The organism is Microbacterium imperiale (assembly GCF_017876655.1).
Taxonomy (GTDB): Bacteria; Actinomycetota; Actinomycetes; order Actinomycetales; family Microbacteriaceae; genus Microbacterium; species Microbacterium imperiale.
This window is the reverse complement of the sequence record NZ_JAGIOK010000001.1, coordinates 416,679-442,243: the sequence shown is the minus strand read 5'-3', so window position 1 is coordinate 442,243 and position 25,565 is coordinate 416,679. Positions and strand designations below refer to the sequence as shown.

The 25,565-nt window shown below is 70.1% G+C and carries 21 protein-coding genes; 15 read left to right on the top strand and 6 right to left on the bottom strand.

The features are described 5' to 3' along the window. Entirely contained in the window at positions 1 to 519 is a 519-nt protein-coding gene (locus tag JOF37_RS02085; RefSeq protein WP_271174866.1) for a murein hydrolase activator EnvC family protein, read from the bottom strand. 277 nt (positions 520 to 796) lie between these two features. Between JOF37_RS02085 and rpsB the strand changes: the two genes are divergently transcribed. The 9 genes from rpsB (at position 797) to JOF37_RS02040 (ending at position 7,382) form a co-directional block, all read left to right on the top strand. Further along, entirely contained in the window at positions 797 to 1,681 is an 885-nt protein-coding gene (gene rpsB / locus JOF37_RS02080) for a 30S ribosomal protein S2 (protein WP_210004647.1), read from the top strand. Between the two features lie 105 nt (positions 1,682 to 1,786). Further along, entirely contained in the window at positions 1,787 to 2,614 is an 828-nt protein-coding gene (tsf, locus tag JOF37_RS02075; protein ID WP_023950948.1) for a translation elongation factor Ts, read from the top strand. Positions 2,615 to 2,701: 87 nt separating this feature from the next. After that, entirely contained in the window at positions 2,702 to 3,421 is a 720-nt protein-coding gene (pyrH, locus tag JOF37_RS02070) for a UMP kinase (RefSeq protein ID WP_210004645.1), read from the top strand. A gap of 55 nt (positions 3,422 to 3,476) precedes the next feature. After that, complete coding sequence (gene frr, locus JOF37_RS02065; protein WP_210007638.1) at positions 3,477 to 4,031, top strand: ribosome recycling factor; 555 nt, start codon at positions 3,477 to 3,479, stop codon at positions 4,029 to 4,031. Positions 4,032 to 4,036: 5 nt separating this feature from the next. Further along, positions 4,037 to 5,047: a phosphatidate cytidylyltransferase gene (locus tag JOF37_RS02060; RefSeq protein WP_210004643.1), complete on the top strand. Its 1,011-nt coding sequence runs from the start codon at positions 4,037 to 4,039 to the stop codon at positions 5,045 to 5,047. After that, a complete protein-coding gene (locus JOF37_RS02055; RefSeq protein ID WP_210004641.1) occupies positions 5,044 to 5,616 on the top strand; it encodes a DivIVA domain-containing protein in 573 nt (190 codons plus the stop codon). The genes JOF37_RS02060 and JOF37_RS02055 overlap by 4 nt, the downstream gene beginning before the upstream one ends. A 46-nt stretch (positions 5,617 to 5,662) precedes the next feature. Next, positions 5,663 to 6,346: an aggregation-promoting factor C-terminal-like domain-containing protein gene (locus tag JOF37_RS02050; RefSeq protein ID WP_271174868.1), complete on the top strand. Its 684-nt coding sequence runs from the start codon at positions 5,663 to 5,665 to the stop codon at positions 6,344 to 6,346. Between the two features lie 11 nt (positions 6,347 to 6,357). Then, the gene (locus JOF37_RS02045) at positions 6,358 to 6,639 is read left to right on the top strand and encodes an Rv1322 family protein (protein ID WP_210004639.1); all 282 of its coding nucleotides are present in this window, start codon (positions 6,358 to 6,360) and stop codon (positions 6,637 to 6,639) included. Further along, on the top strand, positions 6,636 to 7,382 hold the full coding sequence (locus JOF37_RS02040) for an alpha/beta hydrolase (protein WP_210004636.1): 747 nt from the start codon (positions 6,636 to 6,638) through the stop codon (positions 7,380 to 7,382). The genes JOF37_RS02045 and JOF37_RS02040 overlap by 4 nt, the downstream gene beginning before the upstream one ends. Here JOF37_RS02040 and JOF37_RS02035 read toward each other — a convergent pair whose 3' ends face one another. After that, positions 7,383 to 8,453 carry an AI-2E family transporter gene (locus tag JOF37_RS02035; protein WP_210004634.1) on the bottom strand — a complete coding sequence of 357 codons (1,071 nt, stop codon included), beginning with the start codon at positions 8,451 to 8,453 and terminating at the stop codon, positions 7,383 to 7,385. It lies immediately after the preceding gene. Between the two features lie 157 nt (positions 8,454 to 8,610). Between JOF37_RS02035 and JOF37_RS02030 the strand changes: the two genes are divergently transcribed. Then, positions 8,611 to 10,395 carry a DUF8094 domain-containing protein gene (locus tag JOF37_RS02030; RefSeq protein WP_210004632.1) on the top strand — a complete coding sequence of 595 codons (1,785 nt, stop codon included), beginning with the start codon at positions 8,611 to 8,613 and terminating at the stop codon, positions 10,393 to 10,395. After that, the gene (locus tag JOF37_RS02025) at positions 10,396 to 11,349 is read left to right on the top strand and encodes a tetratricopeptide repeat protein (protein ID WP_210004630.1); all 954 of its coding nucleotides are present in this window, start codon (positions 10,396 to 10,398) and stop codon (positions 11,347 to 11,349) included. 58 nt (positions 11,350 to 11,407) lie between these two features. Here the strand turns inward: JOF37_RS02025 and glgB are convergent, their stop codons facing one another. The 3 genes from glgB to glgX are packed head-to-tail and all read right to left on the bottom strand — an operon-like array spanning position 11,408 to position 17,741. Beyond that, positions 11,408 to 13,543, bottom strand: a complete 2,136-nt coding sequence (gene glgB / locus JOF37_RS02020; protein WP_210004628.1) for a 1,4-alpha-glucan branching protein GlgB — start codon at positions 13,541 to 13,543, stop codon at positions 11,408 to 11,410. Further along, positions 13,540 to 15,624, bottom strand: a complete 2,085-nt coding sequence (locus JOF37_RS02015) for an alpha-1,4-glucan--maltose-1-phosphate maltosyltransferase (RefSeq protein WP_372445400.1) — start codon at positions 15,622 to 15,624, stop codon at positions 13,540 to 13,542. Before JOF37_RS02015 ends, glgB begins: the two co-directional genes overlap by 4 nt. A gap of 47 nt (positions 15,625 to 15,671) precedes the next feature. Next, positions 15,672 to 17,741, bottom strand: a complete 2,070-nt coding sequence (gene glgX, locus JOF37_RS02010; RefSeq protein WP_210004624.1) for a glycogen debranching protein GlgX — start codon at positions 17,739 to 17,741, stop codon at positions 15,672 to 15,674. 45 nt (positions 17,742 to 17,786) lie between these two features. Between glgX and JOF37_RS02005 the strand changes: the two genes are divergently transcribed. The 4 genes from JOF37_RS02005 to JOF37_RS01990 all read left to right on the top strand — a co-directional run bounded on the left by JOF37_RS02005 (position 17,787) and on the right by JOF37_RS01990 (position 23,777). After that, positions 17,787 to 18,968: a cysteine desulfurase family protein gene (locus JOF37_RS02005; protein WP_210004622.1), complete on the top strand. Its 1,182-nt coding sequence runs from the start codon at positions 17,787 to 17,789 to the stop codon at positions 18,966 to 18,968. A gap of 9 nt (positions 18,969 to 18,977) precedes the next feature. Beyond that, positions 18,978 to 20,075, top strand: a complete 1,098-nt coding sequence (gene mnmA, locus JOF37_RS02000; protein WP_210004620.1) for a tRNA 2-thiouridine(34) synthase MnmA — start codon at positions 18,978 to 18,980, stop codon at positions 20,073 to 20,075. A 63-nt stretch (positions 20,076 to 20,138) separates the two neighbouring features. After that, positions 20,139 to 22,451 (top strand): NAD-dependent DNA ligase LigA, encoded by a 2,313-nt coding sequence (gene ligA / locus JOF37_RS01995; RefSeq protein ID WP_210004618.1) that lies wholly within the window; start codon positions 20,139 to 20,141, stop codon positions 22,449 to 22,451. A 159-nt stretch (positions 22,452 to 22,610) separates the two neighbouring features. Further along, positions 22,611 to 23,777, top strand: a complete 1,167-nt coding sequence (locus tag JOF37_RS01990; RefSeq protein WP_210004616.1) for a glutamate--cysteine ligase — start codon at positions 22,611 to 22,613, stop codon at positions 23,775 to 23,777. A 42-nt stretch (positions 23,778 to 23,819) separates the two neighbouring features. Here the strand turns inward: JOF37_RS01990 and JOF37_RS01985 are convergent, their stop codons facing one another. Beyond that, a complete protein-coding gene (locus JOF37_RS01985; protein ID WP_210004614.1) occupies positions 23,820 to 25,517 on the bottom strand; it encodes a long-chain-fatty-acid--CoA ligase in 1,698 nt (565 codons plus the stop codon). Between the last annotated feature and the right edge of the window lie 48 nt (positions 25,518 to 25,565).

Below are 25,565 nucleotides of genomic sequence, written 5' to 3'. Positions count from 1 at the left end.
TCAGCAGCACGGCAGGAGGATCGGGCGCGGCACCTCGGCGAGCAGCAGCAGCGGGTTGATGTAGACGCCGTCGAGGCGTGCGCCGAGGTGGAGCGTGCCCGGACCGGTGTGGCCCGCGGGTGAGAGCGCGCCGATCGGGTCTCCGCCGACGACCGCACTGCCCGGCGTGAGCGTGGTCTCGACCGGTTCGAGGCTGGAGACCAGCCCACCGCCGTGATCGATCGTCACGACCGGGCGTCCGGCGACCGGGCCGGCGAACGCGATCGTCCCGGCTGCGGGAGCCAGGACGAGGTCGTCGCCGCCCGAACGCAGATCGATGCCGCGGTGACCGGGCCCGTACTCGTGAGCCGGCGCTTCGAACGCTCGGATGACCTCGCCGTCGGCGAGCGGGTACTCCCAGCGAGCGGATGTCTGGACACCATCGTCCGCGTCATCCCGCGCCTCGGCGGCGAGTGGGCCCGCGCCGAGCGTGAGCAGCAGGATGCCGAGAGCGACGAGGCGGCGGCGAAAGAAGGTCACGAGGCGAGTCTGGGCGCGGCGGCGAGTCGCCGTTCCTCGGACGGGTGATGCGTGGACGGCGCGCGCGTGGGGCTCGCCGGGGGAGGAGGGTCGTGACTGCTACACTGGGACGGCACCTCGCTCGTCGGGGTGACTACGCGTGCCCACAGTGACCGGCTCACCGGATCATGGCGCGTCTTCCCCAGGTCTCCCGCTCCGGCGGCGAGCGGAAGCGCGTCGGGCGCCAGGACACCGGGTCGTCGGCCCGGACAGCAACCGAAACAGAAGGAGAACGGCCATGGCCGTCGTCACCATTCGCCAGCTGCTCGACAGCGGCGTCCACTTCGGGCACCAGACCCGCCGCTGGAACCCGAAAGTCAAGCGCTTCATCCTGACCGAGCGCTCCGGTATCCACATCATCGACCTGCAGCAGTCGCTGTCGTACATCGACCGCGCCTACGAGTACGTCAAGGAGACGGTCGCCCACGGCGGCACCATCCTCTTCGTCGGTACCAAGAAGCAGGCTCAGGAAGTCATCGCCGAGCAGGCGACCCGCGTCGGCCAGCCCTACGTCAACCAGCGCTGGCTCGGTGGTCTGCTGACCAACTTCCAGACGGTGTCGAAGCGACTCGCCCGCATGAAGGAGCTCGAGGAGCTCGACTTCGAGAACCCCGCTGCGAGCGGCTTCACGAAGAAGGAGCTGCTGCTCAAGAAGCGCGAGCTCGACAAGCTGCACAAGTCGCTCGGCGGCATCCGCAACCTCCAGAAGACGCCGTCGGCGATCTGGGTCGTCGACGCCAAGCGTGAGCACCTCGCCATCGACGAGGCCAAGAAGCTCGGCATCCCCGTCATCGGCATCCTCGACACGAACGCCGACCCCGACGAGTTCCAGTACCCGATCCCCGGCAACGACGACGCGATCCGCTCGGTGAGCCTGCTCACGCGCATCGTCGCCGACGCGGCCGCTGAGGGCCTCATCCAGCGTCACCAGCCGTCCGACGAGTCGGCCGAGGCCGAGCCGCTGGCCGACTGGGAGCGCGAGCTGCTCGAGACCGCTCCGGTCGAGGGCGCCGCCGCTGAGGTCGCCGCGACCGAGACGCCCGCGGACGAGGCCGGTGCCGAGGCTCAGGTCGAGACCGAGGCGCCCGCCGAGGCCGACGCCGCCGAGGCGACCGAGAAGTAATCAGCGCGTCTTCTTGACCCGCTACGATCGGCGCGGCCGCGGCTGAGCCCGGCCGCGCCGATCGGCATCCACGAGATTTCCCACAGACAGAAGGAGCCGCCACTCATGGCAAACTTCACCATCGCCGACATCAAGGCTCTGCGCGAGCAGCTCGGCACCGGAATGGTCGACACGAAGAAGGCCCTCGAAGAGGCCGACGGCGACGTCGAGAAGGCCGTCGAGATCCTCCGCCTCAAGGGCGCGAAGGGCAACGCGAAGCGTGCCGACCGCTCCACGAGCGAGGGCCTCGTCGTGGCCCGCGAGCAGGATGGCAAGGTCACCCTCGTCGAGCTCGCCTGCGAGACCGACTTCGTCGCGAAGAACGACCGCTTCATCGCCCTGGCCGACAAGGTCGCCGACGCCGCCGCCGCAGCATCCGCCGACTCGGTCGAGGCCGCCCTCGCGGCAGACGCATCGGGCCAGACGATCGAGCAGCTCATCAACGATGAGGCCGCCATCATCGGCGAGAAGGTCGAGCTCCGCCGCGTGCGCACGCTCACCGGCGACGCGTTCGAGATCTACCTCCACAAGACCAGCAAGGACCTGCCCCCGCAGATCGGCGTCGTCGTGGCGTACTCGGGCTCGGACGCCGAGACCGCCCGCTCGATCGCTCAGCACATCTCGTTCGCGAACCCGAGCTACCTCTCGCGCGAGGACGTGCCCGAGGCCGATGTCGAGAAGGAGCGCGAGATCGTCACCGAGATCTCGCGCAACGAGGGCAAGCCCGAGGCCGCTCTGCCGAAGATCGTCGAAGGCCGCGTCGGCGCGTTCTTCAAGCAGGTCGCCCTGCTCGACCAGGACTACGCGAAGGACAACAAGCTGTCGGTCGCCCAGGTCGCGAAGGACGCCGGCATCACGATCACCGATTTCGCCCGCTTCAAGGTCGGCGCGTAATCACCCGAAAGGCCCGCATCCACGGATGCGGGCCTTTTCCATGCCCGAGCGGGCGATACTCTGCAACACAGCGACGAGAGGGACACGATGAACAACGAGAAGACCGGGCGCCGTCGCGTCCTGCTGAAGCTGTCGGGTGAGGCCTTCGGGGCCGGACAGCTCGGTGTGAACCCCGACGTCGTCAGCCAGATCGCCCGCGAGATCGCCGAGGCCGTCGACCGTGTCGAGATCGCGATCGTCGTCGGCGGCGGAAACTTCTTCCGCGGCGCCGAGCTGAGCCAGCGCGGGATGGACCGCGGGCGCGCCGACTACATGGGCATGCTCGGCACCGTCATGAACGCTCTCGCGCTGCAGGACTTCCTCGAGCAGGCGGGCGCGGCCACGCGCGTGCAGTCCGCCATCTCGATGACGCAGGTCGCCGAGCCCTACATCCCCCGGCGCGCCGAGCGTCACATGGAGAAGGGGCGAGTCGTGATCTTCGGCGCCGGCGCCGGCCTGCCCTACTTCTCCACCGATACCGTCGCCGCGCAGCGCGCGCTCGAGATCAAGGCCGATGAGGTGCTCGTCGCCAAGAACGGCGTCGACGCCGTCTACACGGCCGATCCGAAGATCGACCCGACGGCCGAGCGGATCGACGCCATCACCTACGCCGAGGCGCTGCAGCGCGGCCTCAAGGTCGTCGACTCGACCGCGTTCAGCCTGTGCATGGACAACGGCATCGATATGCGCGTGTTCGGCATGGAACCGCGGGGCAATGTGACCCGCGCGCTGCTGGGGGATTCCATCGGCACGCTCGTGAGCGTCTGAGTCCCGACGCGCCGCAGACTAGACTTGACCGGACGTACCGACGAATGGAGTGACGGTGATCCCCGAGATCCTCGCTGACACGAAAACCCGCATGCAGCGCGCTGTCGAGGCGGCGAAGGAGGACTTCTCCACCGTTCGCACCGGGCGCGCGAACACGGCGCTGTTCCAGAAGATCCTCGTCGACTACTACGGCTCGCCGACCCCCCTGGCGCAGCTGGCCTCGCTGAACAACCCCGAGGCGCGCACGATCATCGTGACGCCCTACGACAAGTCGGCGCTCAAGGCGATCGAGCAGGCCATCCGCGACACCCCGAACCTCGGCGTGAACCCCACCAACGACGGCAACATCGTGCGTGTCACCATGCCGGAGCTGACGGAGGAGCGTCGCAAGGAGTACGTCAAGCTGGTGCGGTCGAAGGGGGAGGACCACAAGGTCCACCTGCGCGGCATCCGTCGCAAGTCCAAGGACGAGCTGGACACGCTCAAGAGCGACGTCGGCGAGGACGAACTGGTCCGCGCCGAGAAGGAGCTCGACGTCCTGACTCGAGCTCACGTCGACCTGATCGACGAGGCGCTCAAGCGCAAAGAGGCTGAGCTCCTCGAGGTCTGACCGGCATGAGCGTACCGGGTGACGACGTCCCGCGGGCTTCCGACCGAGAGCGACACCGCTCGCGGGAGCACGGCGATTCGGCGTTCCACAACCAGGTGCGCGCGGCTCGTTCCGAGTTCGAGCAGCAGATCGGCCGCGCCCGCGCGGACTTCGAACAGGCGAACGAGCGGATCAACGCGCGGACCGGTCGCAACCTGTTCCTCGCGATCCTCATCGGTCTCGCGATCGGGGCCGTCGTCGTGGGATCGCTCATCTTCGTGAAGTGGGTGTTCCTGCTCTTCGCCGTGCCGGCGGCGCTGCTGGCCGTCTTCGAGTTCGTCCGGGCGCTGCAGGCGGCCGGGCGGCGCGTGGACGTCGTGCCGCAGCTGGTGGCGGGCGCCGCGGTGCTCGCAGCAGGGTACTTCCTCGACGCCGGCACGCACTGGGTCGTCGTCTTCGCCGCGGTCGTCTTCGTGATCGTGTGGCGCCTGCTCGCGCAGATGGGCTCGGCCGAGTCGCGCCGGTACGGCGACGTTCTGGGGGACGTGCTCATCAGCGGGTTCGTGCAGCTCTACGTCCCGTTCCTGGGAAGCTTGCTGCTCATCCTGCTGCGTCAGGACGGCGGCGAGCTCTGGGTGCTGGCGATGATCGCGGTGGTGGTCGCCGCCGACACCGGCGCGTATGCTGCCGGACTCGCATTCGGGAAGCACCCGATGGCGCCGCGCATCAGCCCGAATAAGACCTGGGAGGGTCTCGTCGGTGCTGCCGTCGTGGCGATGATCGTCGCGGTCGGGTTCGCTTGGCTGCTGCTCGACCTGCCGATCTGGACCGGTGTCGTGATGGGGCTCCTGATCCTCGGATCAGCGACCGTCGGGGACCTCGGCGAGTCCATGATCAAGCGTGATCTGGGCATCAAGGACATGAGCTCGTGGCTCCCCGGTCATGGCGGGGTGCTCGACCGGCTCGACTCGATCCTGCCCTCCACGGTGGTCGCGCTCATCCTGTTCCACGTGCTCTCTCCCTGGGCGGTGTCATGACCTCGACCGAGACGGCTGTTGCCTCGACTCCCTTCCCGGATGCCCCGGGACGCTCCAAGGGCTACGACCGCGAGGCGGTGGACGCCTTCCTGGAGCGGGCTCGAGACGCGTTCGAGGCGTCGCCCGACGACAGCGATCTCGATTCAGCCGAGATCCGGCGCACGGCCTTCCCTGTCGTTCGGGGCGGATATGCCATTGCGGCGGTCGACGCGGCGGTCGGACGGATCGAGGACGCCTTCGCCGCACGCGAGCGCGAGCACGCCCTGTCGCGTGCGGGTGCCCGGGCCTGGGTCGGTCGCTCGCGCAATCTCGCGCAGGAGGTCCTCGACCGGCTGTCGCGTCCCGAGCGCGAGCGCTTCGACCGCGTCGGAGTTCTGTCGTATGGCTACCGCATCGACGAGGTCGACAAGGTCGCCGATCGGATCGCGCGCTACCTCGAATCCGGCGAGACCCTGACGGTCGAACAGGTGCGCTCGGTCGCCTTCCGCATGCAGCGGGGCGGCTACCGCGAAGCGCAGGTGGATGCCGTTCTGGATGCCGTGGTGTCCGTCATCCTCGCCATCGGGTGACCTCGGATGGAGAGAACGCGACCCGGTCGCTAAACTCGAGGGCATTGTGACTCCCGGCTCCGAACTGACTCCGCGCACCTCGTCCGAGGTCGCCCGTCGTAGCGTCGGTGCCACGCGTCCCGCCGCGCGCTGGTCGCGCCGTCGGGGCGTCGTCGGGGTCTTCGCCGCCCTAGCGGCGGTCGGCATGGCCGGGGGAGCCCTCGCGCCTCTCGGAGCGAGCCTGGCCGTCGCGCAGGAGAAGCCCCCCGAGGTGGTCTCGCTCTGGGCCGACTCGCGAGCCGACGCGCAGGCGCTCGCGAACGTGGCGCAGCCCGATGGTGCCGTCACCCTCGACCGCAGCGGGTTCACCGTGTACGTCACGCCCAAGCCGACTCCGACCCCGACCCCCACTCCGGACGCGGAGGACGAGCGCGCCAGCACGACGCGCTCGTCGCCCGTGCTGTACTCCGGCGGCGGCTCGTCGACGGAGTGGCTGATCGCCGCCGGCATCCCCGAAAGCGATTGGGGATACGTCGATTACATCGTCTCGCGCGAGAGCGGCTGGAACCCGAACGCGACGAACGCTTCGTCCGGCGCGTGCGGGCTCGTCCAGGCCTATCCGTGCAGCAAGGTCCCGGGCAGCGGCTACAACCCGGTCGACAATCTGCGCTGGGCCCACGGGTACGCGGTCGGGCGTTACGGCAGCTGGGCCGCCGCACACGCCTTCTGGACGAGCAACCACTGGTGGTGACCCGGCTACTCATGCCCCGGTCCCACCGTCGTCGTCCCGATCCGCCGGACGAATCGTTCGAGCGTCTGCTCAACGGCTGGAAGCGCAGCGAGACGCGCCGCGGGTTCGAGTGGACGGTCCAACCCATCTCGGCCACCCAGGCGCAGAAGACCTACGTCTGCCCCGGATGCGGTCGGCAGATCGGCGTCGGGGTCGCCCACCTCGTCGCGTGGCGCGCCGACGGGGTCCTGGGTGATGCCGCAGACCTGGCCGCACGCCGGCATTGGCACTCAGCATGTTGGAGGATCGCATGACGATCGAGATCCGCGGGCCGGTTCAGCTGCCCGCCCGCCGCGAAGACATCGAACTGCACACGATCGACGGGCTGCGACTGGTCGGCGAGCTCGCGCTTCCGGAGAGCGGGGCGCCGGCGGCGACCCTCGTGACGCTGCATCCGCTCCCGACGGCGGGCGGCTTCATGGACTCGCACATCCTGCGCAAGGCCGCCGGGCGGCTGCCGGCCCTCGCCGATCTGGCGGTGCTGCGCTTCAACACACGCGGTACCACGTCGCCGCGCGGCACGAGTGACGGCGCGTTCGACGGCGGCGTCGCCGAGGCGTTCGACGTCGCCGCCGCCATGGATCTCGTCCGCGAGCGCGGGCTGCCCCGGCCGTGGCTCGTCGGTTGGTCCTTCGGCACCGAGCTGGCGCTGAAGTACGGTCGCGACCACGACGTCGAGGGGATCATCCTCCTCTCGCCGCCGCTGCATCGCGCGAGCGCCGCCGAGGTGGCGGCGTGGGCGGGCGACTCTCGACGTGTCGTCATCGTCGTTCCCGAGTTCGACGACTATCTGCGTCCCGCCGAAGCGCGCGAGCGCTTCGCGACGGTCCCGCAGGCGACGCTCATCGCCGTCGAGGGCGGGAAGCATCTGTGGGTGGGCGAGAACCAGACGCGGCGCGTGCTGACCGAGATCGTGGCGGCGGTCCATCCCGACGCCCTCCCGCTCGCCGACGAGTGGGACGAGGACGCGGGCCGCGACGCAGCGCCCTCCGCCTGATCAGCGCTCGTTCTGCCGGGGGATGACCACCTGGCGGTAGATGATCAGGATGCTGGCGGCGACCGGGATGGCGACGAGGGCGCCGAGCAGCTGACCGAGGGCGGCTCCCGCGAGCGCCGCGATGACGACGACGGCGCCCGGGATCGAGACGGCGCGGTTCATGATGCGCGGCGAGATGAGGTACGCCTCGACCTGCATGTACACGATGTACCAGATCGCCGCCCACAGCGCCGTCTGCGGGTCGGAGAGCCCGGGGATCAGGCAGGTCAGCACGATGATCGCCGATCCCGTCAGTGTTCCGACCAGCGGGATGAGCGAGAAGAAGAACGCGATGACGGCCAGGACGGCGGGGAATGGGGCCCCGATGACGCTGAGGAAGATGGCGCTGAGCACACCGTTGATGACGCCGAGCGACACCTGCCCCATGACGTAGAAGCCGACCGAGGCGGTGATCTGCTCGGAGAGGTCGATGAACCGCGGGCGACGCGAAGCGGGCACGAGCTGGTAGACGGCGGCCTTGAGGCTCGGCGTCGATGCCGTGAAGTAGATCGTCAGGATCAGGACGATGACCGCGCCGGTGAAGCCGCTGATGATCGTTCCGCCGATGGTGATGAGCGATTCGGTGATCGAGCCGCCGATGGCGCCGATGTCGAGCGAGGCGTACCAGTCGGAGAGGTACTGGAAGAGCTCGTCGACGTCGAGCTGCGGGAAGGTCGCCGTCAGCCAGTCCTTGATCGCGGTGACGGGATCCCACTGTCCGCCGGTCACGAGGTCCTGGATCGCGGCGACCAGCTGTGAGATCTGCGACACGATGATCGGCACGACCATGAGGATGATGCCTGCGAAGGCGGCGAGCAGTGCGGCGAAGGTGATCAGCAGCGCCGCCCAGCGGGGGAGCTTGCGTCGTTCGAGCCACGACACGACCGGGTCGAGCCCGAGTGCGAGGAAGAGCGCGGTTCCGACGTAGAGCAGAATCGTCGACAGCGTCTGGATGCCGCCGATGATGAGGATCCCGACGCCGACGCCGAGCGTGGCGATGAGCGCCGTGCGGAACGGGTTCTGCAACTTCACGGACGCCTCCCGGGGTCGGATCAACTCACCCTACGATCAGAAGCGGATGTTGCCCGCCAGGCGCCCCTCTCACGACGCTTTCAGGTCGTTTTCGATAGTCTGAAACGTCGATCAAGCGTTCGGTGGTCCCGTTCCGGATGTGGAGAGGTGTTTCTTCGTGCGTTTCGTGTGGGCTGTCGTCGCGTTCGTGTTGGCCACCGTGATGATCGGGGCCGGCATCGCGCAGCGGACGATCCTGCGCGGGCCCGAGACGGTCAGCGAGTCGGTGACGGTCGCGGGGGATGCGCCGTTCACGATGCTCGAGGGCGATGTGCTCACCTCTCGTCCAGGCGCGCAGACCCTCAGCATCCGCGGCGAGGGCACCGTCTTCGCTGCGTACGGCCGCACCGCGGACGTCGAGGCATGGCTGTCTCGCACCGAGCACAACCGCATCTCGGTGGGCGAGGACGGCGACGCCACCGTCTCGGAGGTCGCCGCGACCGCGACCCCCGCTCCCAACGAGGACGGCACGGCCGCCCCGATGCCCTCCCCGGTGGGCTCAGACCTCTGGCTCGAGGAGTTCCAGCGCGACGATGCGCTGCAGACGTCTCTGCAGCTGCCCGAGGAGATGAGTCTCGTGATCGCCTCGGACGGCACCGCGCCCGCTCCCGCCGACATCGAGGTGACCTGGCCGATCGAATCCAACACGCCGTGGGCAGGGCCGCTGATCGTCCTCGGCGGTGTGCTGCTGCTGTTCGGCATCATCATGTACGCGCTCGGCTGGCGGCACCTCCGCCGCTCGCGCGGTCCGCGACGCAAGGGCATCCCGATGACCCAGACGCAGCCGATCGACATCTCCGTCGAGAACGAGGCCAAGGGCGTCATCTCCGCGCGGCCGCCGCGCCGGAAGCTCACGCGCGGACGTCAGGCTCTCCTGGCCCTGCCGCTCGTCTCGATCGTCGCGCTGTCGGGCTGCTCCGCCGACGCGTGGCCGCAGCTCGCGCCCACCGCGACCCCGTCCCCGACGACCACGGTCGTCGCCGATCCCGACCAGGCGCCGCCCGCGGTCACCGAGAAGCAGGCCGAGCGCATCCTCGCGCGCATCGCCGAGGATGTGTCGACGGCCGATGCCTCGGCGGATGCCGCCCTCGCGGCGACCCGGCTGAGCGGCCCTGCCCTCGCCGAGCGCGAGACCAACTACACCCTCCGCTCGAAGATCGCCGACCGGGCCCCGTTGCCGCCGATCCCGGCCGAGCCGCTCGAGATCCTGCTCCCCGAGACGTTCGAGCAGTGGCCCCGAACGTTCCTCGCCGTGGTCGAGGGCAGCGACGGCGCGGCCGACACGATCATGACCGTCAGCCAGCAGGATCCGTGGGCGAACTACAAGCTCGGCTACATCGCCGAGCTGGCGACCGACACCTTCCCCGAACTGGCGCCGTCCTACCTCGGCGCGGCGCAGGTGGCGCCGGACTCGCCGTTCCTCGTGCTGGCGCCCCAGGATCTGGCGGCGGCCTACGCCGATCTGCTGACCAACGGAGACGCGAGCCCGTACGCGCAGCTGTTCGAAGCGGAAGGTGACGCGTTCCGCGCAGGCGTGACCGCCAATCGCGAGCAGATCACGAACGACTTCAACCAGACCGGTGCCGAGACCGGCTCGGTGTCGTTCACGACTCAAGCCGGGAACCAGGCGCCCATCGCGCTGCAGACCCTCGAGAGCGGCGCCATCGTCGCCGTCACCATCACCGAGGATCACACCTTCACCCCGAGCAACCCGGACGCCGTGATCAACGTGCCCGACACGAACCCGGTCGCGAGCGCGCTCACCGGCGTCTCGCAGTCATCCACCGGCTTCACCACGACGTACGCCGACCAGCTGTTCTTCTTCGTCCCCGGGGCCGGCTCCTCGCAGCCCATCCAGTTCCTCGGGTACCGGTCCAATGTCCTCTCCGCGAAGGTTGTCTGAATGAGCGATCCCACCTCCAGTGCCGTGCTCCGCGGCGCCATCGACCTCTCCTCGCTGCGCAACCGCCCGGCACCCAGTGCCGGTGCCGCGCCGGCGGCGCCCCCGGCGGGCACCGATGCGGGTGCGACGTCGCGACTGATCTTCGACGTGACCGACCAGAGCTTCGGCGAGGTCCTCGAACTGTCGCGCACGGTGCCGGTCGTCGTCGACCTCTGGGCCGAGTGGTGCGGGCCGTGCAAGCAGCTCAGCCCCGTGCTCGAGAAGGTCGTGACCGAGCTCGCCGGACGTCTGGTGCTGGCCGAGGTCGACGTCGACGCCAATCCGCAGCTGGCACAGGGTTTCCGCGCCCAGTCCATCCCCATGGTCGTCGCCCTCGTCGCGGGGCAGCCGGTTCCGCTGTTCACCGGTGCCGTTCCGGAGCAGCAGGTGCGCGAGGTGTTCGCACAGCTGCTGCAGCTGGCAGCGCAGCACGGCGTCACCGGCACCGTGCCCGCGGGCGAGGATGCCGCTGACGGCGAGGCCGAGCCCACCGAACCGCCGCTGCCGCCGCTGCACGCCGAAGCCTTCGCCGCGATCGAGGCGGGGGACTACCCCCGTGCCGTCGCGGCCTACGAGCAGGCTCTCGCCGAGAATCCCCGCGATGCCGACGCTGCCGCAGGTCTCGGCCAGGTGAAGCTTCTCGCCCGCGTGCAGGACGTGGATCTCGCGGCCGCCCGCGCTGCCGCCGCCGGGTCTCCGAGCGACGTCGAGGCGCAGCTCCTCGTGGCCGATCTGGACATCGCCGGGGGACACGTCGAGGATGCGTTCGGTCGCCTGCTCGACCTGTTCTCGGCCACGCGAGATGACGAGCGTGCCGCTGTCCGCGCGCGGCTGCTCGAACTCTTCGGCCTCGTCGGCGACTCCGACCCGCGCGTCATCGCCGCCCGGGGACGCCTGGCCTCCCTGCTGTTCTGACCGATACGACGAGGGGGCCGGCACCTGACGGTGCTGGCCCCCTCGTCGTATCCGCGTATCAGCGGGCCGGGTTGCGCAACCAGAGCACGCCGAGGGGCGGCAGCACCATCGTGGCCCGCCCGTCGACAGCTTCGACGGTGCCGAAGTTCCCGACTCCCGAACCCCCGTAGGCCTCGGCATCGCTGTTGAGGATCTCGAGCCAGGAACCGTCCTCCGGCAGCTCGAGGGTGAAGTCGTGCAGCGGAACACCCGAGAAGTTGCAGATCACGGCGACGGTGTTGCCGTGATTGTCGCGGCGGGCGAACGCCATCACGTTCGTGTTCCAGTGCGGGGCGCCGAGGCGGGTGAACGCCTCACCGTCGGAGTCGCGCGACCACAGCGCCGATTCGTCTCGGTAGACGCGGTTCATGTCGGCGACGAAAGCGTGCAGTCCGCGATGAGCCGGCTGGTCGAGCATCCACCAGTCCAGCTCGCGCGCCTCGGACCACTCGGACATCTGACCGAACTCCTGACCCATGAACAGCAGCTGCTTGCCCGGGTGGCCCCACATGTAGGCGAGGTACGCGCGCATGTTCGCCAGCTTCTGCCAGTGATCGCCGGGCATCCGGGTGAACAGGCTGCCCTTGCCGTGCACGACCTCGTCGTGGCTGATCGGCAGGACGAAGTTCTCGCTGAACGCGTACACGAACGAGAACGACAGCTCGCCCTCGTGGTGGCCGCGGTACATGGGGTCGCGCTTGATGTACTGCAGCGAATCGTTCATCCAGCCCATGTTCCACTTGAACCCGAAGCCGAGCCCGCCGTGCTCGGTCGGCGCCGTGACGCCGGGGAAGCTGGTGGACTCCTCCGCGATCATCGCGATTCCCGGGTAGCGCTTGTAGGCGGTCGCGTTGACCTCCTGCAGGAACGAGATGGCCTCGAGGTTCTCGCGCCCACCGTGGATGTTCGGCTCCCACTGGCCTTCCTCGCGCGAGTAGTCGAGGTACAGCATCGAGGCGACGGCGTCGACGCGCAGGCCGTCGACGTGGAACTCCTCGAACCAGTAGAGCGCGTTGGCGACGAGGAAGTTGCGCACCTCGTTGCGCCCGTAGTCGAAGATGAGCGTGCCCCAGTCGCGGTGCTCGCCGCGACGCGGGTCCGGGTGCTCGTACAGGGGGCGGCCGTCGAACTGCGCCAGCGCGAACGCATCCTTCGGGAAGTGCCCCGGGACCCAGTCCATGATGACGCCGATGCCCGCCTGGTGCAGGCGATCGATGAGGTAACGCAGGTCGTCGGGCGAACCGAATCGGCTCGTCGGCGAGTAGTAGCCCGAGACCTGGTAGCCCCACGAGCCGCCGAACGGGTGCTCCGCCAGCGGCAGGAACTCGACGTGGGTGAACCCCTGAGCGGCGACGTAGTCGATCAGCTGGTCGGCCGCCTCGCGGTAGCCGAGCCCGGCCCGCCAGGACGCGAGGTGAACCTCGTAGACCGACATCGGCTGCGACACCGGCGTCGACGTGCCGCGGTGCTCGAGCCACGCGGCATCCTGCCATTCATAGGAGCTCTCGGTGACGACGGATGCCGTCGCGGGCGGCACCTCGGAGCGCCGCGCCATTGGGTCCGCCTTGTCGATCCACGCGCTGTCGGCGGTGAGGATCTGGAACTTGTAGACGGCGCCGGCGGCGAGGCCCGGAACGAACAGCTCCCAGACGCCCGAATCGCCCATGGAACGCAGCGCGTGCCCCTGGCCGTCCCAGCCGTTGAAGTCGCCGATGACGCGGACGGCCCGCGCGTTGGGCGCCCACACGGCGAACGACACGCCCGGGACCCCGCTGTGCACGCGGACGTGCGCACCGAGGACGCGCCACAGCTCCTCGTGGCGTCCTTCGCGGATGAGGTGGAGGTCGAGCTCGCCGATCGTCGGCAGGTGCCGGTACGGGTCGTCGGCGACCCAAGCGGGCGCGTCGTCGTAGGTCGCGACGATGCGATAGGCCTCGGGGCGGGCGTCGACCGCCGCCTCCCACACGCCGCCGCGCAGGTGCCGGAACGATGCCTCGGGCTGATTGGCGAAGACGGCGGTCACCGTGCGCGCCAGCGGACGGCGCGCACGGATCACCCATCCGTCGCCGGTCTGGTGCACACCGAGAACATCGTGCGGTGCGTGGTACGAGCCGGTGGCGACCGAGTCGAGGACGTGGTCTGCGGGGGCGTTCATCGGCGTTCCTTCACGTGCAGGATGTGCACCGGTTCGACGAAGGCGTCGAGGCGCACATAGTTGTGGTCGTTCCAGGTCCAGACGGCGCCGGTGAGCAGATCCTCGACCTCGTACTCGTCGCCGGGCGCGATGCCCCAGACGGTCGTGTCGAGGTGGACGGTCGTCTCGCGAGCCGAGTGGGCGTCGACGTTCACGACGACGAGGATCGTGTCGGCGACGCCGTCGGCGGTGAGCTCGGCGGGCAGGTGCTTCGAGAACACGACGATCGCCTCGTCGTCCGACCAGTGGAACGAGAGGTTCCGGAGCTGGCGCAGCGCGGGGTGCGCGCGGCGGATCTCGTTCAGCCGGGTGAGGAACGGTGCGAGCGATTCGCCGCGCTCCTCGGCTGCGGCCCAGTCGCGCAGCTTGTACTCGTACTTCTCGTTGTCGATGTTCTCTTCCGAGCCGGGCCGCGCGACGTTCTCGACCAGTTCGTAGCCGGCGTACACGCCGTAGGACGCACCGGCGGTGGCGGCGATCGCGGCGCGGATCTTGTACGCCGGGCGTCCGCCGTACTGCAGGTACTCGGTCAGGATGTCGGGTGTGTTCACGAACAGGTTGGGACGCATGAAGTCCGCCGTGTCGTGAGCGACCGAGGCGAGGAACTCCTCGAGCTCCTCCTTCGTGTTGCGCCAGGTGAAGTACGAATAGCTCTGCTGGAAGCCGGCCATCGCCAGTCCCTGCATCGGAGCGGGGCGCGTGAAAGCCTCGGCGAGGAAGACGACGCCGGGGGTCTCGTCCGCGATCGTCGCGATGAGCCACTCCCAGAACTGCAGCGGCTTCGTGTGGGGGTTGTCGACGCGGAAGATCCGCACGCCCTGCGCGATCCAGTGGCGCACGACCCGGAGCACCTCGGCACGGATCCCGGCGGGGTCGTTGTCGAAGTTGATCGGGTAGATGTCCTGGTACTTCTTCGGCGGGTTCTCGGCATACGCGATGGACCCGTCCGGCAGGGTCGTGAACCACTCCGGGTGCTCGGTGACCCACGGGTGGTCGGGCGATGCCTGCAGTGCGAGGTCGAGGGCGACCTCGAGACCGGCGTCGGATGCCGCGGCCAGGAAGCCGCGGAAGTCCTCGAGGGTGCCGAGGTCGGGGTGGACGGCGTCGTGTCCGCCCTCGGGGCCGCCGATGGCCCACGGCGACCCGGGATCGTTCGGGCCGGCGGTCAGGGTGTTGTTGGGGCCCTTGCGGTGGGTGCGGCCGATCGGGTGGATCGGCGGGAGGTAGAGCACGTCGAAGCCCATGGCGGCGACTCCGGCGAGGCGGTCGCGCGCGGTGACGAACGAGCCGCTGCGGACGGTGCCGTCGGGCAGCCGTTCGGCGCCCTCGGACCGGGGGAAGAACTCGTACCACGCGCCTACCCCGGCGCGCTCGCGCTCGACGAGCAGCTCGCGCTGGTCGCCGATGGTGAGCAGCGACTGCAGCGGCCGCGCGGCGAAGATGCTCGCGAGCTCGCCGTCGCGAACCACCTCGAGCGCGTCGACGGCGTCGGCTGCGACATCCCGCAGGCGTGCCGCAGCGGCATCCAGGCGCTTGCGCTCGGCAGCGGGCCGGCTCTTCTCACCCGCTGCGCGCTTGAGCAGCAGCGCTCCGGACTCGCGCATGAGCTCGACGTCGACGCCGGCGGCGATCTTGATGGCGGCGGCGTGCTGCCACGTCGCGAAGTCGTCGCCGAAGGCCTCGTAGCGGAACCGCCAGATCCCCTCGCTGAGCGGCGCGACGAGCACGGACCACCGGTCGAACCCGTCGTTGAGCGGCGTGAGACGGTGCAGTGACTCCGCGCCGTCGGGGGAGATCAGCCGCAGGTGAACGCCGATGGCGTCGTGCCCCTCGCGGAAGGCGGTCACCCGGAACGGCACCGCTTCACCGGCGAAGGCCGACGGGCGGAACAGGTCACCGGGCACCGACGGTGCTGGTCGCTGCAACGGGACGCGTCCCGTCACGGTGTCGCCCGCCGAGGAGACGGCCACGGCGGGCCGCACCGGGATCTCGGCGGTGCTGCGGAACGGAACGGATGCGGTCGTGCGCGTCAGTGATGCCACGGCTCGAACATATCGCGGGGGACCGGTTCGAAAAACGGGCTTGCGCCTCAGTCCGCTCTGAGCAAATGGAGGGAGGGACCGGAGACGCGGAGCCGGTCGCCCGGGACGAATCGCTGCCCGCGAGCGCGGGGGCGCTCGTCCTCGCTCGACCAGAGCGAGGTGAACGAGCTCACGTCCGCGGCGGCGGGGAGAGTGACCTCGGCGTCATCCTCTCGGCCGTGGATGATCAGCAGGATGCGATTGGGCGCTTCGTGCGCCGGCGTGGATGTCGCGAGGTACTGCAGGGTGCGGTGCTCCGGATCGGTCCAGCGGGCCTGCGTCATGCCCTCGCCGTCCGCGTCGAACCAGTGCATGACCGATGCCTCGGGCACGTCGTCGGCGGGATCGGCGTACCGCGCCGGCCGCAACGCCGGGTTCTCGGCGCGCAGCCGGGTCAGCGCCCGCACGTGCTCGAGGAGGTCGACCTGCCAGTCGGCGAGCTGCCAGTCGACCCACGTGAGCGCGCTGTCGTGGCAGTACGCGTTGTTGTTGCCCAGCTGCGTGCGTCCCATCTCGTCGCCCGCGGTCAGCATCGGCACGCCGGCGGAGAGCAGGAGCGTACCCGCGAGATTGCGCATGGCGCGGCGTCGGGCGGCGAGGACGGGCTCCCGGTTCGTCTCGCCTTCGGCACCGTGGTTGAAGGAGCGGTTCGTCTCCGCGCCGTCGCGTCCGTGCTCCCCGTTGGCCTCGTTGTGCTTGGCGTCGTACGAGACCAGGTCGCGCAGCGTGAATCCGTCGTGCGCCGTGATGAAGTTCACGCCCGCCAGCGGGCCGCGCTCCGTGCCGAACTGCGGGGCCGATCCGGCCAGGTGCGTGGCGAGGCCGCCGACGCCGGCCGGCGACGTTCCCGCCCGGCGCAGGTAGTCGATGTCGCTCAGCCAGAAGTTGCGGATGCCGTCGCGGTATCGGTCGTTCCATTCCTGCCATCCGGCGGCGAAGCCGCCGGTGTGCCAGCCGCCGAGGCCGATGTCCCACGGCTCGGCGATCATCTTGTCGTCGCGCAGGACGGGATCGTCGACGATCGCGCGGAGCAGCGGGTGTTCGGGATCGAACGCGTGGGCGGCGTCACGACCGAGCGTGACGGCGAGGTCGAAGCGGAACCCGTCGATCTGCACCTCTTCGCTCCAGTACCGCAGCGAGTCGAGCACGAGTCGCGCGACGCCGTCGGTCGAGGTGTCGACGGCGTTGCCGCATCCGGTCACGTCGATGTACGCACCGTCCTCCTGCTGGCGGTAGTAGGCGCGGTTGTCGATACCCCGGAAGCTGGAGCGCGGGCCGCCCAGCTCGAGCTCGGCTGTGTGGTTGTACACGACGTCGAGGATCACCTCGAGACCGGCGGCATGCAGGGCGCGCACCGTCGTCTTGAGCTCGTTCAGCACCGCGGTCGGCCCAGCGCGCCGAGCCTCCTGCGTGGCATACGCCGGGTGGGGCGCGAAGAACCCGACCGAGTTGTACCCCCAGTAGTTCGCCAGCCCGAGGGCGAGCAGTCGCGGCTCGCTGTCGAACGCGTGGATGGGCAACAGCTCGACGCTCGTGACCCCGAGCGAGATCAGGTGGTCGATCATGGCGGGGTGGCCGAGACCGGCGTAGGTGCCGTGCAGTGCGGGCGGGATGTCGGGATGCCGCTTGGTCAGGCCCTTCACATGCGCCTCGTAGATGACGGTGCGGTCGTGCGGCACGCGGGGCTTGCGCACGCCGTTCCAGTCGAAGGCCGGGTCGACGACGACCGACCGGTGGTCGCCGGGACCGCCCGAGACGACACCGCGGGCATACGGGTCGAGCAGCAGCGTCTGCGGGTTGAAGACGTTGCCCGGCCCGTGGGGACCGTCGACCCGCAGGGCGTAGCGGACGCCGGGGCGCAGGGCGTCGATCCGCGCCTCCCAGATGCCGCCGCCGACGGGGCTGAGGGTGCGCTCGTCGATGGCCCAGTCCAGGTCGTCGTCGTCGAAGAGCACGACGGTGATGGCGCTCGCGCGCTCCGACCACACCCGCAGCGTGCCGCCGCCGTCGTGCAGCGTCACGCCCAGGTCGGCGAAGCGGGGGTCGTGGAGTCCGGCGTCGATCGTGCTGTCGGGCATGCGATCTACAGTAATGAGCGACGGTGAACGCTTCGGGAGGGTGGCATGGTCGTCTATCTCGATCACGCAGCGACGACACCGCTTCGTGCCCAGGCGCGCGATGCCTGGCTCGCCGCACACGAGACCCTCGGCAACGCGTCGTCCGTGCACGGTGCCGGGCAGGCCGCGCGGCGACTGCTCGAGGACGCCCGAGACGCCGTCGCGCGCGCGCTCGGCTGCGAGCCCATCGAGGTCGTCTTCACGTCGGGCGGCACGGAGTCCATCAATCTCGCGGTGAAGGGTCTGTGGCTGGCCGGCGACGCGGCGGCGCCGATCGTGCTTCCCGACGGTGAGCATCACGCCACCATGGACGCCGTCGCGTGGCTCTCGTCCCGGTGGAACGCTGCGATCCGCCCGGTGCCGCTCGACGCGGTCGGGCGGATCGATGCCGTCGCCTTCGCCGACGCTCTGCCCGGAGCCGGCCTCGCGACCGCGCTCGTCGCCAACAACGAGGTCGGCACCCGCAACGATCCCGCCGGCCTCGCGGCGGCGGCCCGTGAGGCGTGCGTGCCGTTGCATCTCGATGCCGTCGCGGCGCTCGGCACCGTCCCGCTCGACTTCGCCTCGTGGCGCGGCGCCGGGGCCGGCGCTCATGGCCTCCTGGCCATGTCGGTCTCGGGGCACAAGGTCGGAGCTCCCGTGGGTACCGGGGCGCTCGTCGTGTCTCGTCACGCGCACCTGACTCCGCTCGCGCACGGGGGTGGACAGCAGCGCGGGCTCCGCGCGGGCACACCCGACGTCGCCGGTGCCGCGGCGCTCGCCGCCGCACTCGAGGTCGCCGAGCGCGAGCGGGAGAGCGAGACGGCCCGCCTCGAAGCCCTGCGGGATCGGCTCATCAGCGGCATCCGGTCCCTCGTTCCTTCGGCGGTGATCCTCGGAGACCTGCGCGATCGGCTGCCGGGCAACGTGCACGTTCTCTTCCCCGGCACGATCGGTGAGACGCTGCTCTTCCTGTTCGACACGGCCGGCATCGCGGTCTCGACCGGGTCGGCGTGCCAGGCGGGCGTCGCCGAGCCCTCGCACGTCGTCCTGGCGCTGGGCCGCGACGCCGACGACGCCCGCGCGGTGCTCCGGCTGACCCTGGGACGCACGAGCACGGATGCCGATGTCGATGCGTTCCTCGCCGCTCTTCCGGAAGTCCACCGCCGGGGATCGGCGGCCCGAGCCGGCCGTGCGGGCCGCCCGTAGACTGGAGCGATGCGAGTACTGGCTGCCATGAGTGGTGGCGTCGACTCCGCGGTCGCCGCGGCCCGTGCCGTCGACGCCGGCCACGACGTCGTCGGCGTGCACCTGGCCCTGTCACGCGCGGGAGGCACACTGCGGGCCGGGAGCCGCGGATGCTGCACGATCGAGGACGCGATGGACGCCCGGCGTGCCGCCGATCGCCTCGGCATCCCGTTCTACGTGTGGGACTTCTCGGAGCGCTTCCGCGACGACGTCATCGAGGACTTCGTGTCGGAGTACCGCGCGGGTCGGACGCCGAACCCCTGCATGCGCTGCAACGAGAAGATCAAGTTCGCGGCACTGCTCGAGCGGGCTCTCGAGCTCGGCTTCGACGCCGTGTGCACGGGGCATTACGCGCTCCTCGTCGACGGTCCCGACGGACGTGAGCTTCACCGGGCCTCGGATGCCGCCAAGGACCAGTCCTATGTCCTGGGCGTGCTGACGGCCGAACAGCTGGCGCACACCTACTTCCCGCTCGGGTCGACCCCATCCAAGGCCGAAGTGCGCGCCGAGGCGGCGGAGCGCGGATTGACGGTGGCGCAGAAGCCCGACAGCCACGACATCTGCTTCATCCCCGACGGCGACACCCGCGGGTGGCTCGCCGACAAGGTCGGGGCCGAGACGGGTGAGATCGTCGACCGCACTGGCGCGGTGGTCGGGCGTCATGAGGGCGCCCACGCCTTCACCGTGGGCCAGCGTCGCGGACTGCAGCTGGGCGTGCCCGCCCCCGACGGCAAGCCGCGGTTCGTCCTCGAGGTGCGTCCCGTCGACAACCGGGTCGTCGTCGGCCCCAAGGAGGCGCTGGCCACGGCGGAGATCGCCGGTGGCCGGTTCACGTGGGCGGGGCGCGCCCCGTCGGACCGTTCGTTCGCGTGCGAGGCGCAGATTCGCGCCCACGCCGACCCGGTACCGGCGCGTGCCGAGCTCACCGATGACGAGATCGTCGTCATCCCCGAGGTGCCGTTCGACGGTGTGGCCCCGGGGCAGACCGCAGTCATCTACGACGGGACGCGCGTGATCGGGCAGTTCACGATCGACCGGACCGTCTCGGCTGTCCCCGTCGGCGCCTAGCGCATCCTCCGGGAGGGCGGAAACCCCGCCGTGCGCGTCGGACCCCCTGCCTAGACTGACGAGGTGGCAGACGGAGAACTCCCCGACATCACCCTCGACGACGCCCGTGACGAGGCGCGTGAGCTGATCGATCGCATCACCGCGGCGCGCGATGCGTACTACGGACGCAACGCCGAGATCGTCGACGACGCGACCTACGACGCTTGGATGCGTCGCCTCGACGAGCTCGAGCGGCTCCATCCCGAGCTGCAGACGCAGGATTCCCCGACGCAGACGGTGGGCGCCGCGGAGTCGACCCTGTTCGCCCCCGTCGAGCACGCCGAACGCATGCTGAGCCTCGACAACGTCTTCTCGTCCGACGAGCTGACCGAGTGGTGCGCGAAGGCGGCCTCGTCCGCGGGGCGGGCGGTGCGCTGGCTCTCCGAGCTGAAGATCGACGGACTCGCGATCAGCCTGCGCTACGAGAACGGCGTCCTCACCTCGGCGGCGACCCGCGGCGACGGCCGCGTGGGCGAAGACGTCACGGTGAACGCGCTGCGGGTCGCCGGGATCCCCGAGCGCCTCGCGGGAGAGGGACACCCGCCGATCGTCGAGGTGCGGGGAGAGATCTTCATCCCCGTCGCCGAGTTCGCCGCCCTCAACGCGCTGCAGGCCGAGATGCGCGACCGCGTCGTCGAGGAGGCTCGGGCGCGCTCGCGCGCGTTCGATGAGGACCGTGCCCGCATCAGCGCGGAGCGGCGGTTCCCCGCCTTTGCCAACCCGCGCAACGCGGCCAGCGGAGGCCTGCGTCAGCAACTCGACAAGAAGAGCGGTCTCGAGCTCGAGGCATCCGAGGCCCGCGTGCGCTCGCTGCGCCTCTACGTCCACGGTATCGGCGCCTGGCAGGACCCGCCGGTCTCGTCGCAGAGCGAGATCTACACGCTGCTGGGGGCGTGGGGCCTGCCCATCAGCCCGCATTCGCAGACGCTCGACAGCATCGACGGCGTTCTCGCCTATGTCGAGCATTACGGCGAGAACCGCCACAGCGTCGAGCATGAGATCGATGGCGTCGTCGTCAAGATCGACGAGCTGTCGCTGCACGACGAGCTCGGCGCCACCAGCCGCGCTCCCCGCTGGGCGATCGCGTACAAGTACCCGCCCGAGCAGGTCAACACGAAGCTGCTCGACATCGTGGTGTCGGTGGGGCGAACCGGTCGCGCGACGCCCTTCGCCGTCATGGCTCCGGCGCGCGTGGCCGGCAGTGTCGTACGACAGGCCACCCTGCATAACCAGGACGTGGTCCGGGCCAAGGGCGTGCTCATCGGCGACACGGTGGTGCTGCGCAAGGCCGGCGATGTCATCCCCGAGGTCCTCGGCCCGGTGGTCGAGCTGCGCGATGGCACCGAGCGGGCCTTCGTCATGCCCGCGAACTGCCCCGAGTGCGGCTCGCCGCTGCGCCCGGCCAAAGAGGGCGACATCGATCTGCGTTGCCCGAACGCGCGCTCGTGCCCCGCTCAGGTGCGGGGGCGCGTCGAGCACGTCGGCTCCCGCGGCGCGCTCGACATCGAGGCGCTCGGCGAGGTGACGGCAGCGGCGCTGACACAGCCGCTCCGCGACTCGACGCCACCGCTTGTGACCGAGGCGGCTCTGTTCGAGCTGACCTTGGAGCAACTCGTCCCCATCGAGGTGATCGTCCGCGACTCCGAGACGGGTGAGCCGCGCGTCGACGAGAAGACCGGCGAGCCGGTACGGCGTGCTCCGTTCCGACGCAATGCGTCCGCTGCCGAGAAGAAGGAGGGGCGCGCGGGCCCGCAGCCATCGGCTCAGGCGCTCAAGCTGCTCGACGAGCTCGAGAAGGCGAAGACGAAGGAGCTGTGGCGGTTCCTCGTCGCGCTCAGCATCCGTCACGTCGGTCCGGTCGCCGCTCGCGCGCTGGCGCAGTGGTTCGGCTCGATCGCGGCGATCCGCGCGGCCAGCCGCGACAAGCTGGCGGCCGTGGAGGGCGTCGGCGGGATCATCGCCGATTCTCTGACCGAGTGGTTCGCGGTGGATTGGCATCGCGAGATCGTCGAGCGCTGGGAAGCGGCCGGCGCGCGACTCGAGGTCCCCGGTCATCCGGGACCGGGCGCGGCGGTCGTCGAGGGCGGTGTGCTCGAGGGCATCACCGTCGTCGCGACCGGCTCGCTCGAGGGCTACACGCGCGAGGGCGCTCAAGAGGCGATCTTGGCGGCCGGAGGCAAAGCCGGCTCGTCGGTGTCGAAGAAGACGGACTTCGTCGCGGCCGGCCCGGGCGCCGGATCGAAGCTGGCGAAGGCGGAACAGCTCGGCGTCCGGATCATCGATGCCGCGCAGTTCCGCGTCCTCGTCGAGCAGGGACCTGCCGCGCTCGACGCCTGACCGCCGTCGAACGCTGTGCCGTCGGCTCCCCGCCGCCACATAGGTTTTCCGGCGCCGGAAGTCAATCCCCCTCACAACAACGCTCCCGCGCCCGACTGTGCTCTCACGGGGTACCGGGGTGACATGCCTCCTCCCACGTTCGCGGAGAAGGGGGATGAGATGACGATGCTGCACAGCCCGGAGTTGTTGCCGACCGCGGGCGGACCGGGAGGTCTGCGCACGCTCGGCATCGAGGAGGAGTTCCTCCTCGTCGACGCCACCACCTTCCGCCCGATTCCCGCCGCGGACGAGACGCTGCTGGTCGCGCAGCGGGCTTCGCTGTCCGCAGTCGGGCCGATGGGCGCGCCGATCGCCTTTCACCGCGAGCTGAAGAGCGAGCAGATCGAGGTGGTGAGCCCGCCCGTGCGAACGCGGAGTGAACTCGTCGCCGTGATCGCCGAGGGGCGGCGAACCGTCGACCGGGCGGCGCAGGCGGTGGGCGCGCGAGCTGTTCCGCTCGCGACGTGCCCGGACGCGTGCACACCCCACGTGGCGCCGTCGCCGCGCTACGAGAAGATCGCCGCCCGGTTCGGAGCGACCGCCCAGGAGCAACTGACGTGCGGGATGCACATCCACGTCTCGGTCACCTCGCCCGAGGAGGGCATCGCGGTGCTCGACCGGGTGCGCGCCTGGCTCCCGCTCGTGCTCGCACTCAGCGCCAACTCGCCGTTCTGGCAGGGCGCGGACTCCGGGTTCGCGAGTTACCGGTACCAGGCGTGGGGACGATGGCCGACGTCCGGGCCGACCGAGATCTTCGGTTCACCCGATGCATACCGGCGCGAGGTCGCCGCCTCGGTCGGATCGGGGGTGTGCCTCGACACCGGGATGATCTACTTCGACGCGCGACTGTCGTCCCATGTCCCGACGGTCGAGATCCGCATCGCCGACGTGTGTCTGCGACCGGAGGACGCCGTGACGATCCCGGTGCTGGTGCGCGCACTCGTCGACCGTGCGGCCGCCGACTGGCGGGCGGGCCACGCGCCCGCGGCATGCTCGGCGGCCTCGATCCGCCTCGCCAGCTGGCGAGCGAGCAGATGGGCGCTCGACGATGAGTTGATCCACCCGACCGAGCAACGGCTGGTCCCCGCCGCGGCGGCGGTCGCGGCGCTTCTCCGGTACGTCGAGGATCACTTCGCGACCCCTCTCGAGCGGTCGCAGACGCACGACGGTGTCGCCTCGATCATCGAGCGCGGCAACGGCGCGTCGCTGCAGCGGACCGCCGCATCGAGCGGAGGAGGCCTCGCTTGCGTCGTCGCTGAATCGGTGCGGCACGGTCTCGGCGGGTGACAGCACCGCTCACGCCGAGCCGGCCCGACGGCGACCGCGGGGTCAGCCAGCGAGCAGCCGGTCGCGCACCTGGCGGCGCAGAACCTTGCCGATCATCGACTTCGGCAGCTCGTCGACGACGACGATCCGACGCGGAACCTTGTACGGCGTGAGGATGCCGCGGCAGAAGTCCCGGACGTCGCCCTCGTCGATCGTGGCACCGGGGACCGGCACGACGGCGGCCACGACATCCTCACCCGAGTGCTCGCTGGGAAGACCCACGACGGCGGCATCAGCGATCTGGGGATGCTGCCGCAGCGCGATCTCGACCTCGGTCGGGGCAACGTTGAACCCGCCGGTGATGATCAGCTCCTTGATGCGGTCGACGATGCGGACGAACCCGCCGTCGTCGATCGTGACGATGTCCCCGGTGCGGAACCACCCGTCGACGAACACCTTCTCGGTCTCCTCCGGCTTGCCGTAGTAGCCGCTGAAGACCTGGGGGCCGCGCACGAGCAGCTCACCGCGTGCGCCGGGCTCGACGTCGCGCGTCGGCTCGTCGGGATCCACGACGCGGCACTCGGTGCCCGGGAGGGGCAGGCCGACCGTGCCCGGCACCCGGTTCTCGGCGACGGGATTGGCCATGAGCACGGGCGAGCATTCCGACAGCCCGTAGCCCTCGACGAGGTACCCGCCCGTCGACGCCTCGAACGGCACGACCAGCTCATGCGGCAGCGCCATCGCGCCCGAGATCGCCACCTGCGTCCCGGCCAGCGACACGCCCGCGGCGTCGGCTGCCGCCAGGAGCCGCTCCGCGATCGGCGGGACGAGGGGGAGCAGCGTCGCCGGGTGACGCTTGTGCACCGCCAGCACGAGGTCGGGGTCGAACTTCGGGAAGAGCACGAGCCGCGCGCCCATCGACATCGCGAATGTGAGGCACAGGGTCAGCCCGTAGGCGTGGAACATCGGCAGGACGGCGTAGACCACGCATCCCGCACCGCGCTCGATGGTGGGGACCCACGCCTGGGCCTGAGCGGCGTTGGCGAGGAGATTGCGGTGCGTCAGAGCGGCGCCCTTGGGTGTGCCGGTCGTACCGCTCGTGTACTGGATGAGCGCCAGGTCGCCGGTGGTGGGACCGACATGGCTGGCCGGCAGCGGGTCGTGCCGCTCGGCGTCCGACCAGAACCCGTGGACCCGGTTGCGGGCGACGGGGGCGGTCAACGCGTCGCGTGAGGCGCGCGCCTTGGCGATGGGCAGACGCAGCGCGGCGCGCATGCGGACGGGCATCGCGGTGGTGATGTCGACGGCGATGACGGCGCTGAGCGCGAGGTCGTCGGGGAACTCGAGCAGCACCGACACGAGCTTGCTCCAGACGATGGCGACCTTCGCCCCATGATCCTCGAACTGCTTGCGCATCTCGCGCGGGGTGTAGAGCGGGTTGTGCTCGATCACGACGGCGCCCAGCCGCAGCACGGCGTAGAAGGCCACGATGTGCTGGGGGCAGTTGGGGAGCACGATCGCGACCCGGTCGCCGCGCCGGACCCCGGCGTCGCGCAGGTACGCCGCCGCGCGATCGATGCGCTCCTGCATCTGCCGATACGACATCGTGCGCCCGAAGAACTCGAGGGCCGGAGCGTCGGGGTGCTCGCGGGCCGAGGTCGCGACGATGTCGACGAGCGAGCCCTCGATCGGTGGCAGGTCCTGGGGAACCCCTTCGGCGTAGCTGGCGATCCAAGGACGCGGCGGGTCGTAGGTCGTCACGCCAACACCCTACGGGTCTCGGGCTCCGGCCCGCCCCAACTAGAATCG

Bases quoted from the DNA above. Each gene is read 5' to 3' on its own strand.
- JOF37_RS02060 (WP_210004643.1), top strand. From the start codon at position 4,037: ATGAGCGTACCGGGTGACGACGTCCCGCGGGCTTCCGACCGAGAGCGA.
- mnmA (WP_210004620.1), top strand. From the start codon at position 18,978: ATGCGAGTACTGGCTGCCATGAGTGGTGGCGTCGACTCCGCGGTCGCC.
- JOF37_RS02055 (WP_210004641.1), top strand. From the start codon at position 5,044: ATGACCTCGACCGAGACGGCTGTTGCCTCGACTCCCTTCCCGGATGCC.
- glgX (WP_210004624.1), bottom strand. From the start codon at position 17,741: ATGCCCGACAGCACGATCGACGCCGGACTCCACGACCCCCGCTTCGCC.
- JOF37_RS02005 (WP_210004622.1), top strand. From the start codon at position 17,787: ATGGTCGTCTATCTCGATCACGCAGCGACGACACCGCTTCGTGCCCAG.
- JOF37_RS01990 (WP_210004616.1), top strand. From the start codon at position 22,611: ATGACGATGCTGCACAGCCCGGAGTTGTTGCCGACCGCGGGCGGACCG.
- glgB (WP_210004628.1), bottom strand. From the start codon at position 13,543: ATGAACGCCCCCGCAGACCACGTCCTCGACTCGGTCGCCACCGGCTCG.
- JOF37_RS02040 (WP_210004636.1), top strand. From the start codon at position 6,636: ATGACGATCGAGATCCGCGGGCCGGTTCAGCTGCCCGCCCGCCGCGAA.
- tsf (WP_023950948.1), top strand. From the start codon at position 1,787: ATGGCAAACTTCACCATCGCCGACATCAAGGCTCTGCGCGAGCAGCTC.
- rpsB (WP_210004647.1), top strand. From the start codon at position 797: ATGGCCGTCGTCACCATTCGCCAGCTGCTCGACAGCGGCGTCCACTTC.
- pyrH (WP_210004645.1), top strand. From the start codon at position 2,702: ATGAACAACGAGAAGACCGGGCGCCGTCGCGTCCTGCTGAAGCTGTCG.
- JOF37_RS02045 (WP_210004639.1), top strand. From the start codon at position 6,358: ATGCCCCGGTCCCACCGTCGTCGTCCCGATCCGCCGGACGAATCGTTC.
- JOF37_RS02025 (WP_210004630.1), top strand. From the start codon at position 10,396: ATGAGCGATCCCACCTCCAGTGCCGTGCTCCGCGGCGCCATCGACCTC.